The organism is Microbacterium sp. (assembly GCF_041641055.1).
In the GTDB taxonomy this organism is placed as follows: Bacteria; Actinomycetota; Actinomycetes; order Actinomycetales; family Microbacteriaceae; genus Microbacterium.
This window is the reverse complement of the sequence record NZ_JBEPZB010000002.1, coordinates 142375-155326: the sequence shown is the minus strand read 5'-3', so window position 1 is coordinate 155326 and position 12952 is coordinate 142375. Positions and strand designations below refer to the sequence as shown.

The following is a 12952-nucleotide window of genomic DNA, read 5'->3' as shown; positions in this document are numbered from 1 at the left end:
AGAACCGCCCTCCCCGGATCGGGAAGGGCGGTTCTTCTGCGTTGCAGATCAGGTCAGCGCTTCTCGAGCTCCTCAGCGACGAGGAACGCCAGCTCGAGCGACTGCATGTGGTTCAGACGCGGGTCGCACAGGCTCTCGTAGCGGGTCGCGAGCGCGGCCTCGTCGATGTGCTCCGAGCCGCCGAGGCATTCCGTGACATCGTCACCGGTGAGCTCGACGTGGATGCCGCCGGGGAAGGTCCCCACGGCACGGTGCGCCTCGAAGAACCCGCGGACCTCGTCGACGACGTCGTCGAAGCGACGGGTCTTGTAGCCGGTCGGCGTGGTGATGCCGTTGCCATGCATGGGATCCGTCACCCACAGGGGCTGCGCACCCGAATCGCGGACAGCCTCGAGCAGCGGGGGCAGCGCGTCGCGGATCTTGCCCGCTCCCATGCGCGTGATGAACGTCAGGCGGCCGGGCTCGCGGTTCGGGTCGAGCTTGTCGATCAGCGCGAGCGCCGTCTCGGGTGACGTGGTCGGACCGAGCTTCACGCCGATGGGGTTGCGGATCTTCGAGAAGTAGTCGACGTGCGCGCCGTCGAGGTCGCGCGTGCGCTCGCCGATCCAGAGGAAGTGCGCCGAGGTGTTGAACGGCGTATCCGTGCGGGAGTCGATGCGCGTCATCGGACGCTCGTAGTCCATCAGCAGGCCCTCGTGGCCGGTGAAGAACTCCACGCGGGTGAGCTCGTCGAAGTCCGCTCCCGCGGCCTCCATGAACTTGATGGCGCGGTCGATCTCCGCCGCCATGCGCTCGTAGCGCTGGTTGGCAGGGTTCTGCGCGAAGCCCTTGTTCCACGAGTGCACCTCGCGGAGATCCGCGAACCCGCCCTGGGTGAAGGCCCGGATCAGATTGAGGGTCGACGCGGCGGTGTGGTAGCCCTGCAGCAGGCGGCCGGGATCCGCGCGACGCGACCCTTCCGTGAAGTCGTATCCGTTGACGATGTCGCCCCGGTACGCGGGAAGCGTGACGTCGCCGCGAGTCTCGGTGTCGCTGGATCGCGGCTTGGCGAACTGGCCGGCCATGCGACCCATCTTGACGACCGGCATCGATGCGCCATAGGTGAGCACGACAGCCATCTGCAGGACGGTCTTGATCCGGTTGCGGATCTGGTCGGCGGTGGCGCCGGCGAACGTCTCGGCGCAGTCGCCACCCTGGAGCAGGAACGCACGGCCGGATGCTGCCCGAGCCAGTCGGTCGCGGAGGTTGTCGACCTCACCCGCGAACACCAGGGGCGGGAGCGCGGCGATCTGCGTGGAGACCTCCGAGACGCGCTCGGCGTCCGGCCACTGCGGCTGCTGCTTGATCGGGAGCGAGCGCCACGCATCAAGCGCGTCGGTGTGGTGCTGGAGCATGGATCCAGCCTAGTGCTCGCGGCAGCGCGCGGATGCCTCAGGAGCGCTGTGTGACGCGGGCGGGAAGGCGGTCCTTGACGGTCGACGCGTACACGTCGTCGTACTGCTGCTCGCCCAGGCGCTGGAGGGCCACCATGATCTCGTCCGTGACGGATCTGAGGATGTAGCGGTCGTTCTCCATGCCCGCGTAGCGCGAGAAGTCCAGGGGCTCTCCAATGACGATCCCGACCCTCACGACCCGAGGAAGTCGCTGCCCGATCGGCATCGCCGTGTCGGTGTCGACCATGATCACCGGGATCACCGGGACCTTCGCCTCCATCGCCATCCGCGCGATGCCGGTGCGGCCCCGATAGAGCCGTCCGTCAGGGCTGCGGGTGCCCTCGGGATAGATGCCGAGGAGGTCGCCGCGACCGAGCACCTGGAGCCCGGTGTTCAGCGAGGCCTCCGAGGCCTTGCCCCCCGACCGGTCGATCGGGATCTGGCCGGTGGCCTTCATGAAGAATTTGGTCGCCCAGCCCTTGATCCCGCGGCCCGTGAAGTAGTCGCTCTTGGCGAGGAACGACATCGGCCGGTCGATCATCAGCGGCAGGAAGATCGAATCGGCGAACGAGAGGTGGTTGCTGGCGAGGATCGCGGCACCGTTCTTGGGGATGTTGGCGCGGCCGACCACCCATGGTCGGAAGACGGCCTTGACCACGGGGCCGATCGCGACGTACTTCATCAGCCAGTAGAACATCGAGGTGAAGTCTAGCGCCGCGACCGGCATCCGCCATCGCGTCGAGCACTTCCCGCTCCATCCGCGACTGAGTGTCACCCTTCGTGCGACCGGGTGCCATGCTCTAGACTCGGGTGCAACCAGTGCCCGACCGGTACCGAAGGAGCTGCCGTGGTCCAGTTTGAAGTCCCCGCCGTCGTCCCCGCCGACCCTGAAGCGAACATCGCCGACCTGCTGGTCAAGCGGGTCGAGGCGACTCCGGACCGCCCCCTCTTCGCCGTGCCCGATGGGGACGGATGGCGCGACATCTCGGCCGCCGACTTCCAGACGGCCGTCATCGCCCTCGCGAAGGGCTTCGTCGCCGCCGGCATCAAGCCGGGCGAGAAAGTCGGCTTCCTGGCGCGCACCACCTACGAGTGGACCCTCGTCGACTTCGCCCTCTTCTACGCCGGCGCGGTGATGGTGCCGATCTACGAGACCAGCTCCCCCTCCCAGATCCAGTGGATCCTCGAGGACTCCGGTGCGATCGCGGTCGTGGTCGAGTCCCCCGAGCACTTCGCGCGCCTCGACGAGGTGCGCGGCGACCTTCCCCTGCTGCGCGAGGTGTGGCAGCTGCACCTCGGAGCGATCGACACGCTCACGGCGCAGGGCGCCTCGGTCAGCGACGCTGAGATCGAGCGGCTCCGCAGCATCGCGGTCGGCTCCGACATCGCAACCCTCATCTACACCTCCGGATCCACAGGGCGACCGAAGGGATGCGTGCTCACGCACAGCAACTTCGTCGAGCTCTCGCGCAACTCCGCCAAGGCGCTGGATGCCGTGGTGCAGACCCCCGGCGCGTCGACGCTGCTGTTCATCACGACCGCGCACGTGTTCGCCCGCTTCATCTCCATCCTGAACATCCACGCGGGCGTCCGCACCGGACACCAGCCGGACACCCGGCAGCTGCTCCCGGCGCTCGGATCGTTCAAGCCCACCTTCCTGCTGGCCGTGCCGCGCGTGTTCGAGAAGGTCTACAACTCGGCGGAGCAGAAGGCCGAGGCCGGCGGCAAGGGCAAGATCTTCCGCGCCGCCGCCGACGTCGCGATCCAGCACTCGAAGCTCGTGGAGGAGGGCAAGAGCATCCCGTTCGGGACGAAGCTCAAATTCGCCCTCTTCAACAAGCTCGTCTACGGCAAGCTCCGCGAGGCGATGGGCGGCAGGGTCGTCTACGCCGTCTCGGGGTCGGCGCCGCTCGGCGCCCGCCTCGGACACTTCTTCCACAGCCTCGGCGTCGTGATCCTCGAGGGCTACGGCCTGACCGAGACGACCGCCCCGGCGACGGTCAACCTCGCCGACAAGTCGAAGATCGGCACCGTGGGCCCTGCGCTCCCGGGAGTCGGCGTGCGTCTGGCCGACGACGGCGAGATCGAGGTCCGGGGCATCAACGTCTTCAAGGAGTACTGGAACAATCCCGACGCGACCGCCGAGGCGTTCAGCGAGGGCGGCTGGTTCCGCACCGGCGACATCGGCAACTTCGACTCCGAGGGATTCCTCACCATCACGGGTCGCAAGAAGGAGATCATCGTCACGGCCGGCGGCAAGAACGTCGCTCCCGCCGCGCTCGAGGACCCGATCCGCGCCAACCCGATCATCGGCCAGGTCGTCGTCGTCGGAGATCAGCGTCCCTTCATCTCGGCGCTGATCACCCTCGACCCCGAGATGCTGCCGACGTGGCTCGCCAATGCCGGCCTCCCCAAGGAGATGACTCTCGCCGAGGCCTCGAAGAACGAGGCGGTGCGCGCGGAGATCCAGCGGGCGGTGGATGCGGCGAACGCCCGCGTCTCGCGCGCCGAGTCGATCCGCAAGTTCACGGTGCTGGAGAGCGAGTGGACCGAGGCATCCGGACATCTGACCCCGAAGCTGTCGATCAAGCGCAACGTGATCATGAGCGATTTCGCCGATGAGATCGCCGCGATCTACGACGAGCCCGTCACGACCACGAACGTCGCCCTCGGCGGCTGAGCGGATCCGCAGACAGGAAAGGCCCCGCCTCGGCGGGGCCTTTCCTGTCTGCGCGTCAGAACCAGGCGCTCTCGCGCACCTCGCGCATCGCACGCTTGCGGGTCTCCGCATCGAGACGCGAGAGGTAGAGCTTGCCGTCGAGATGATCGGTCTCGTGCTGGAGCGCCTGGGCGAGGAGCCCCTCCCCTTCGAGCACCACGGGCCGACCGTCGAGGTCGATACCCTCGACCCGAGCCCATGGATGCCGCAGCGCGTCGTGCCAGAGACCGGGGACCGACAGGCAGCCCTCGCCGGTCGGCACCGGATCGCCGCGCACTTCGGTGAGGACCGGGTTGAGCACGTAGCCGATGTCGCCGTCGATGTTGTAGCTGAACGCTCGCAGGGCGACGCCGATCTGCGGAGCGGCGACACCGGCCCGTCCAGGCAGCTCGACCGTGTCGACCAGGTCGGCGACCAGAGCACGCACACCGTCGTCGATGTCCTCGATCGGCGCGCAGACGGTGCGGAGCACGGGGTCTCCGAAGACCCGGATCTCGCGAACGGTCATCAGGCGCCCTTCGCCCGGAGTCCCTCGACGAGCAGCGCCGCGAGCTCGCGGGCAGCCACGCGCGTCTCGGGCTGGAGGTTCGCGAACACGATCGTGCCGCCGCCGGCGATATGAGTGTCATACGGCATCCGCACCACGTGCTTCGCCCGTGTGCGGAAATGTGACTCGAGCTCGTTGAGCCGGACCAGAGGAGCGCCGGGAGTCGACTGATTGAGCACGACCACGGCCTCCCGCGCCTGCTCGGCGTAGCCGTTGCTCTCCAGCCACGTGAGAGTCTCGGAGGCGAGGCGGGCCTCGTCGACGCTGAGCCCCGACACGATCACGATCTGATCGGCGAGGTCGAGCGTCGCCGACATGACCGAATGCACGATGCCGGTTCCCGTGTCGGTCAGTACCAATGAGTAGTAGTGCGCGGCGACACCGGCGACGTCGCGGTAGTCGTCGTCGCTGAAGGCCTCAGCGATGCGCGGATCGGAATCCGAGGCGAGGACGTCGAGGCGCGTGGCGTCCCTGGCGACGATCGCGGAGATGTCGTGGTATCCGCGCACCTGGTCGTGGATGCGCACGAGGTCGCGCACCGACTTGTTGTGGTGCGGGCGGACCACGCGCTCCGCGAGGGTTCCGCGGTCGGGATTCGCATCGACGGCGATCACACGATCGTCGCGCGCATCCGCCAGAGCCATCCCCAGCAGCGTCGTCACAGTCGTCTTGCCCACGCCACCCTTGCGGGACAGCACGGGGACGAAGCGTGCGCCGCCCACGATCGGTGCGGCGATCCTGGCGCTGAGAGCCTTCCGTTCACGTGCGCGACGCCCGTCGCCGATGTTGATCCGGCGACCGGAGATCGTGTAGAGGAAATGGCTCCACGCACCCTCCGGCTCCGGTTTCTGGAGGCGGTGCGGATCCAGAAGACGATCGGCGGTCAGCAGGTCGGCGCTCTCACGCGACGAGTCCCCGAGATCGTCGAGTCGCTTCGCCGCGAGCTGCACCTCGGTGCGGTTGGCGCGGGTCGGCCGTGCGGCGACGGCTTTGTCCTTCGATGCGTCCACTGCAGGACTCTCCTTCGGGGCGGGGGATGTCGAGGCCGACGAACGGCGGGATCCCCGGCCGGAATCGAGGTCGGCCTGCGCCTTGGCGATGAACGCCGCCGCTGCGGCCGCCTCGGCCGCGACGTCGGTGCGCGCGGAGCCGGGAACGACCGCCGGCTCGGAGTCGCGCTGTGCGACCGGGGCCGGTTCTGATGCGGGCTCAGGCTCAGGCTCCGGCTCCGGCTCCGGCTCAGGCTCCGGCTCCGGCTCCGGCTCCGGCTCAGGCTCCGGCTCAGGCTCGGGCTCAGGAAGTGGCTCCGGCTCCAACTCGGCTTCCGCTTCCGCTTCGGCTTCGGCTTCGGCTTCCGCTTCGGCTTCCGCTTCGGCTTCGGCTTCGGCTTCGGCTTCGGCTTCGATAACAGCAGGCTCCGGCTCGGCTTCCGCTTCCGCTTCGGCTTCGACTTCGGCTTCCGCTTCGGCTTCCGCTTCGGCTTCGGCTTCGACAACAGCAGGCTCGGGCTCCGGCTCCGGCTCCGGCTCGGGCTCCGGCTCCGGCTCCGGCTCCGGCTCCGGCTCCGGCTCCGGCTCCGGCTCCGGAAGAGGCTCGGACTTCGGCTCAGGGGGCAGCTCGATGATCATCGGAGCGCCGCCGAGTGCGGGTTGCGTGATCGGACGCGCGGCGTTCGTCTCGGCTGCGGCCTTCGCTGCTGCGACGGGCTCGTCCAGGATCAGGTCGGCGACGACCTCGCCGTCGACGACGCCGTCGTCATCGAGGTCGTCTTCCTCGTCGGTCGGCAGGACGACGTTCACCTGTGCGGTGTTGCCGAGGATGCCGATGCCCGAGGTGTCCAGGGAAGCGGCGTCGTCGAGCACCCCTCTGGATTCCTCGTCCGAGGGTTCGTTCACGTTCTTCGGGGTCACGTTGTCACTCCAAGCTTGCGCGGGCCTCGGGTACGCTGCATCGAGCGCGGCCTCGCCCGCACAAGATTAGTGCGCCGGGCGGATGACGACCAAAAGGTCTCCTGCCTCGACCTGCTGCGTGGCCCCGATGGCGAGCCGCTCCACGACACCGTCGAGCGGCGCGGTGATCGCCGCCTCCATCTTCATCGCCTCGATCGAGGCGACCGGCTCGCCCGCGCGGACCGCATCCCCCACCTCGGCTTTCAGCGTCACCACCCCGGAGAACGGAGCGGCCACCTGACCGGGCACCGAGGTGTCGGCCTTCTCGACCTCGTGCACGTCGACAGCGACCGACCGGTCTCTCACGAACACCGGGCGCAGCTGCCCGTTGAGAGTGGTCATGACGGTGCGCATGCCCTTGTCATCCGCGTCGCCGATGGCCTCGAGCCCCACGTAGAGCTGCACACCCCGATCGATCTCGACGAGGTGCTCCTGGCCCTGCACGAGGCCGTAGAGGTAGTCGCTGGTGTCGAGCACCGAGAGGTCGCCGAAGCTCTCGCGCATCTGCGCGAACTCCCGGGTCGGCGCGGGGAACAGCAGCGTGTTCAGGCGCGTGCGGCGCGTCACGCTGTCTCCGGCGAGGGCTGCTTCGTCGTCGGCGGAGATCTCAGTCAGCCCGGTGCGCACGGAACGTCCGGCGAGCACCTTCGTCCGGAACGGCTCGGGCCACCCCCCGGGAAGGTCCCCGAGTTCGCCCGCCATGAACCCGACCACGGAGTCGGGCACGTCGTACTTCTCGGGATTGGCCTCGAAGTCGGCGGGATCCGCCTTGACCGCGGCGAGATGGAGGGCGAGGTCGCCGACCACCTTCGAGGAGGGGGTCACCTTCGGCACACGGCCGAGGATGCGGTCAGCGGCAGCGTACATGTCCTCGATGAGCTCGAAATCGTCGGCGAGCCCCAGCGCCTTGGCCTGCTGGCGCAGGTTCGACAGCTGACCGCCGGGAATCTCGTGGTGGTAGACGCGTCCTGTCGGCCCCGGCAGCCCCGACTCGAACGGCGCGTAGACCCGGCGCACAGCCTCCCAGTACGGCTCGAGATCCGAGACGGCGGCGAGATCGATGCCGCTGTCCCGCTCGGTGTGGGCCAGTGCAGCGACGAGTGACGACAGCGACGGCTGACTCGTCGTGCCGGAGAGCGGCGCGGATGCCGCATCCACCGCGTCCACTCCGGCGGCGCTGGCCGCGAGCAGCGTCGCGAGTTGCCCGCCGGGGGTGTCGTGGGTGTGCAGATGCACCGGCAGGTCGAAGCGCTCGCGCAACGCCGTGACGAGCTTCGATGCGGCTGCGGGCCGCAGGAGTCCCGCCATGTCCTTGATCGCGATGATGTGCGCGCCGGCCGCCACGATCTGGTCGGCGAGCTGCAGGTAGTAGTCGAGGGTGTAGAGGTCCTCGGCCGGATCGAGGAGGTCTCCGGTGTAGCAGAGCGCGACCTCGGCGACGGCGGTTCCGGTGGCGCGGACCGCCTCGATCGCCGGTCGCATCTGCTCGACGTCGTTGAGCGCGTCGAAGATCCGGAAGATGTCGACGCCGCTGGTGGCCGCCTCGCGCACGAAGGCCTCGGTCACCGCCGTCGGGTACGGCGTGTAGCCCACGGTGTTGCGACCGCGGAGCAGCATCTGGATGGCGACGTTCGGCAGCGCGGCCCGCAGCTTGTCGAGTCGCTCCCAGGGATCCTCGCCGAGGAACCGGAGTGCGACATCGTACGTCGCCCCTCCCCAGGCCTCGACGGACAGCAGCTCGGGCGTCAGCCGCGCGATGTGAGGTGCCGCTGCGACGAGGTCACGGGTTCGCACCCTCGTCGCGAGCAGCGACTGGTGCGCGTCGCGGAAGGTGGTGTCGGTGATGGCGAGCGCGGTCTGTGCACGCAGACTCGCCGCGAACGCCTCGGGTCCGAGCTCGAGCAGTCGCTGACGGGATCCCGCCGGCGGCTCCGTCGACAGGTCCAGCACCGGGAGCTTCGCTCGCGGGTCGATCGAGCCGGGGTGGGCCCCGTGCGGCTTGTTGACGGTGACGTCGACCAGCCAGTTGAGGATGCGCGTGCCGCGGTCCTTCGACTCACGACCACGCAGCAGGTCGGGGCGCTCGTCGATGAACGACGTGCTCACGTCACCGGCGATGAACGCCTCGTCCTCGAGCAGCGCCTGCAGGAACGGGATGTTCGTCGACACGCCGCGGATGCGGAACTCCGCAAGAGCACGACGCGCGCGGGCCACGGCGGCCGGGTAGTCGCGACCACGGCAGGTGAGCTTGGCGAGCATCGAGTCGAAGTGCGGGCTGATCTGGGCGCCCTGATGCACCGTGCCGCCGTCGAGCCGGATGCCGGCGCCGCCGGGCGAGCGGTAGGTGGTGATCTTCCCCGTGTCGGGACGGAATCCCTGCGTGGGGTCCTCCGTCGTGATCCGGCACTGCAGCGCGGCGCCCCTGACGTGCAGGCTCTCCTGACGGAGTCCGAGCTCGGCGAGAGTCTGACCCGCGGCGATGCGCATCTGGCTCTGCACGAGGTCGACGTCGGTGACCTCCTCGGTGACCGTGTGCTCGACCTGGATGCGAGGGTTCATCTCGATGAAGACGACCTCGCCCGTGCGCTCCCCCGCGGTCTCGAGGAGGAACTCGACGGTGCCGGCGTTCTCGTACCCGATCGAGCGGGCGAACGCGACGGCGTACCCGTGCAGGGCGGTGCGGATGCCGTCGTCGAGGTTGGGGGCCGGAGCGATCTCCACCACCTTCTGGTGGCGACGCTGCACCGAGCAGTCCCGCTCGAAGAGGTGGACGGTCTCCCCCGTCTTGTCGGCGAGGATCTGGACCTCGATGTGCCGCGGCCGCAGCACCGCCTGCTCGAGGAACATCCGAGGGTCGCCGAAGGCGCTGGAGGCCTCGCGCATCGCCTCGGCCAGAGCCGGAGCGAGCTCCTCCGCAGACTCGACCCGGCGCATCCCGCGTCCGCCACCGCCGGCGACGGCCTTGGCGAACAACGGGAACCCGATCTCCTGCGCCTGTGCCACCAGGGCATCGATGTCGTCGGAGGCCTCGGTCGAGCGGAGCACAGGGACGCCCGCCTCGATCGCGTGGCGCTTGGCCTCGACCTTGTTGCCCGCCATCTCGAGGACGTTTGCGGGTGGGCCGATGAAGACGATGCCGTTCGCAGCCGCCTTCTCCGCCAGCTCCGGGTTCTCGGACAGGAAGCCGTACCCGGGGTAGATCGCGTCCGCACCGGCATCCTTCGCGACCCGGATGATCTCGTCCACGTCGAGATAGGCACGGACCGGATGTCCCCGCTCGCCGATCTCGTACGCCTCGTCGGCCTTGAGCCGATGGACCGACCCGCGGTCCTCGTGAGGGAAGACGGCGACCGTCCTCGCCCCCACCTCGAACGCCGCTCGGAAGGCGCGGATCGCGATCTCGCCGCGGTTCGCCACAAGGATCTTCTGGAACATGCACACCTCTGGAAGCTCGATGCACATCCGGATCCGGCATGCATGGGGCGGGGCTGAGTGTGCACCCAGCCTAGGGGAAGGTAACGTGGTGTTCGTGCACGTACTCAGCGTCAGCTCTCTCAAGGGAGGCGTCGGCAAGACGACCGTGACCCTCGGCTTGGCCTCAGCGGCCTTCGCCCGCGGTGTCCGGACGCTCGTCGTCGACCTCGATCCCCAGTCCGATGTGTCCACCGGCATGGACATCCAGGTGGCTGGTCGACTCAACATCGCCGATGTCCTGGCGAACCCGAAGGAGAAGGTCGTCCGTCAGGCGATCACCTCCAGCGGCTGGGCGAAGGTGCACCCCGGAACGATCGACGTGCTCATCGGCAGCCCGTCCGCCATCAACTTCGACGGCCCGCACCCGAGCGTCCGTGACGTCTGGAAGCTCGAAGAGGCGCTGGCCGCCGTCGAAGCCGACTACGACCTGGTCCTCGTCGACTGCGCCCCGTCGCTCAATGCGCTGACGCGTACGGCGTGGGCTGCCAGCGACCGCGTGATGGTCGTCACCGAGCCCGGCCTCTTCTCGGTCGCCGCGGCCGACCGCGCGCTGCGCGCCATCGAGGAGATCCGCCGCGGACTCTCTCCGCGTCTGCAGCCTCTCGGCATCGTCGTCAACCGCGTGCGCCCTCAGTCGATCGAGCACCAGTTCCGCATCAAAGAGCTGCGCGACATGTTCGGCCCCCTCGTCCTCTCCCCTCAGCTGCCGGAGCGCACGTCGCTCCAGCAGGCTCAGGGCGCGGCGAAGCCGCTGCACATCTGGCCGGGCGACTCCGCGCAGGAGCTCGCCTCGGACTTCGACCAGCTGCTCGACCGGATCATCCGCACCGGACGCATCCAGGTCGCCGAGTCCGGCGCCCAGGCCTGAGACACCGCACACATCAGAACGGCCATCCTCGTGCGAGGGTGGCCGTTTCTTCGTGGCGTCAGCGACCTCGCGGTCGCGGACCTCAGGCTGAGCGCTTCGAGCGTCGTGCGGAGAGCTCGTCGACGGGGTCGGGGGCAGTGGCGTCGAACTCGACCAGAGTCGACTCCACCTCGCGGAGCACCTTGCCGACGGCGATGCCGAACACACCCTGACCGCGGCTGACCAGGTCGATGACCTCGTCGTTCGAGGTGCAGAGATAGACCGAGGCTCCGTCGCTCATCAGAGTCGTCCCGGCGAGATCGCGGATGCCGGCGCGGCGCAGTTCGTCGACGGCCGTGCGGATCTGCTGCAGCGAGATCCCGGTGTCGAGCAGGCTCTTGACGAGCTTCAGCACGAGGATGTCGCGGAAGCCGTAGAGCCGCTGAGACCCTGAGCCGCTGGCGCCGCGCACCGTGGGCTCGACGAGCTCGGTACGAGCCCAGTAGTCGAGCTGACGGTACGTGATGCCTGCGGCACGCGCCGCGACAGCACCGCGGTAGCCGACCTCGTCGTCCATCGCGGGCAGACCGTCGGTGAAGAGGAGTTCGGTCACGAACCGCGGGTCGCCTGCACGCTCATCCGCATTCATCTGAATTCCTCCCTGGAGCTGTTACCTCCACGCTAGAGCAGCCCTCGGGCACCGGCAATGACATCCGTGCGACACCGAAGGTGTGTCGCAATCAGTTCGTTACGAAAGCAACCGGGTCAGCGCGTCCTTGACGAAGAGCGAGCGCACCTCGTCGATCTTCGCGGCGAGGGTCGGTGCCATCTCACTGGCTTTCGCCCGCGACGCGGTGTCGGTCCTGCGCAGCAGTGACGACATGGCGGATTCGATGAGCGCGACCTCGCGCTCAGCACCCTGACGCAGCGAGCGCAGGTGTCGAGGTTCGATTCCGTGCCGGTCGAGGGCGACGAGACCCCGCAGAAGCGCGACCGTCGCCTCGGAGTAGCTCTCCTGCGCCACGATGACGCCGGTGCTGATCGCGTCGTTGAGGAGCTGCGGTCCGGCGCCTGCCGCGGAGAGGAGCTCCTCACGGCGGTATCGGCGCGGGGTCGGCGTGATCGAGGGCGGAGGCGCGAGAGTCGCGGAGTCGCCGTTGGCCTCGGCCTCGTCGAGCTGCTCGCGGATGACGCTCAGGGGCAGGTAGTGGTCGCGCTGGAGCGTGAGACCGAGTCGGAGACGCTCGATGTCGGCCTGCGAGAACTTGCGGTATCCCGATTCGGTGCGAGACGGAGTGACGATCCCCTGAACCTCGAGAAAGCGGAGCTTGCTGGAGGTGAGCTCCGGGAACTCGGGCGTGAGTCGCGCGAGGACCTGACCGATGCTCAGAAGACCCGCGGACGTCGAGCGTTCGCGGGCGGGGGAAGCCGCCATCAGTCGGTCGCCGCGACGCGATCGACCGGAGAGGCGAAGAAGTTCAGGCGGAACTTGCCGACGCGGAGCTCGGTGCCGTCGACCAGCGCGCTGCGGTCGACGCGCTCGCCGTTCACGTAGGTTCCGTTGAGGGAGCGCTGGTCGATGATCTCGAAGGTCGAGCCGTTGCGGGTGACCTCCGCGTGGCGGCGCGAGACCGTCACGTCGTCGAAGAAGATGTCGGCCTCCGGGTGCCGGCCGATGGTCGTCACATCGGTGTCGAGCAGGTAGCGGGCGCCTGCGAGGGCACCCGACCGCACGAGCAGCAGGGCCGACCCCGAGGGAAGAGCTGCGATGGCGCTCTGCTCCACATCTGTCAGCTCCACGCCGAAAGGCACGAAGGAAAGGTCCGAGTCATGCCCGAACGTCTGCGTCACGTCGTGCCTCTGCTCGCCGGGACGATGGATCGCGGCGTCTCCGCCCGATCGGCTTTCGCTGTCTGTCACTATGCCCTCCTAGTCCTCCAGACTAACTGATGCGGGGCGGTCCGCGTGAGCTCGATCCACACT

Annotated in this window: 10 protein-coding genes; 2 read left to right on the top strand and 8 right to left on the bottom strand. The window is 68.6% G+C overall.

The genetic code is table 11. The features are described 5' to 3' along the window. Positions 1-53: 53 nt before the first annotated feature. Both ACESK8_RS02155 and ACESK8_RS02150 read right to left on the bottom strand, forming a co-directional pair. The gene (locus tag ACESK8_RS02155; RefSeq protein WP_372967047.1) at positions 54-1394 is read right to left on the bottom strand and encodes a class II 3-deoxy-7-phosphoheptulonate synthase; all 1341 of its coding nucleotides are present in this window, start codon (positions 1392-1394) and stop codon (positions 54-56) included. Between the two features lie 37 nt (positions 1395-1431). Further along, complete coding sequence (locus tag ACESK8_RS02150; RefSeq protein ID WP_060927475.1) at positions 1432-2130, bottom strand: 1-acyl-sn-glycerol-3-phosphate acyltransferase; 699 nt, start codon at positions 2128-2130, stop codon at positions 1432-1434. A gap of 150 nt (positions 2131-2280) precedes the next feature. On the opposite strand from ACESK8_RS02150, the gene ACESK8_RS02145 reads away from it, so the two are divergent. Continuing rightward, positions 2281-4113 (top strand): long-chain fatty acid--CoA ligase, encoded by a 1833-nt coding sequence (locus tag ACESK8_RS02145; protein ID WP_372967046.1) that lies wholly within the window; start codon positions 2281-2283, stop codon positions 4111-4113. A gap of 55 nt (positions 4114-4168) precedes the next feature. Here ACESK8_RS02145 and def read toward each other — a convergent pair whose 3' ends face one another. The 3 genes from def to ACESK8_RS02130 form a co-directional block, all read right to left on the bottom strand. After that, positions 4169-4660, bottom strand: a complete 492-nt coding sequence (gene def / locus ACESK8_RS02140) for a peptide deformylase (protein ID WP_372967045.1) — start codon at positions 4658-4660, stop codon at positions 4169-4171. Beyond that, on the bottom strand, positions 4660-6609 hold the full coding sequence (locus tag ACESK8_RS02135; protein ID WP_372967044.1) for a MinD/ParA family protein: 1950 nt from the start codon (positions 6607-6609) through the stop codon (positions 4660-4662). Before ACESK8_RS02135 ends, def begins: the two co-directional genes overlap by 1 nt. A 66-nt stretch (positions 6610-6675) precedes the next feature. Continuing rightward, a complete protein-coding gene (locus ACESK8_RS02130; RefSeq protein ID WP_372967043.1) occupies positions 6676-10083 on the bottom strand; it encodes a pyruvate carboxylase in 3408 nt (1135 codons plus the stop codon). 94 nt (positions 10084-10177) lie between these two features. Between ACESK8_RS02130 and ACESK8_RS02125 the strand changes: the two genes are divergently transcribed. Further along, positions 10178-10990 carry a ParA family protein gene (locus ACESK8_RS02125; protein WP_056311560.1) on the top strand — a complete coding sequence of 271 codons (813 nt, stop codon included), beginning with the start codon at positions 10178-10180 and terminating at the stop codon, positions 10988-10990. Positions 10991-11072: 82 nt separating this feature from the next. On the opposite strand, the gene ACESK8_RS02120 is transcribed toward ACESK8_RS02125, so the two are convergent. The 3 genes from ACESK8_RS02120 to ACESK8_RS02110 form a co-directional block, all read right to left on the bottom strand. Then, positions 11073-11618, bottom strand: coding sequence for a MerR family transcriptional regulator (locus tag ACESK8_RS02120; protein ID WP_060927456.1), 546 nt, complete (start codon positions 11616-11618; stop codon positions 11073-11075). Between the two features lie 99 nt (positions 11619-11717). Then, complete coding sequence (locus ACESK8_RS02115) at positions 11718-12404, bottom strand: MerR family transcriptional regulator (protein ID WP_372967042.1); 687 nt, start codon at positions 12402-12404, stop codon at positions 11718-11720. Further along, positions 12404-12889 (bottom strand): FHA domain-containing protein, encoded by a 486-nt coding sequence (locus ACESK8_RS02110; protein WP_139305252.1) that lies wholly within the window; start codon positions 12887-12889, stop codon positions 12404-12406. Before ACESK8_RS02110 ends, ACESK8_RS02115 begins: the two co-directional genes overlap by 1 nt. Positions 12890-12952 lie beyond the last annotated feature (63 nt).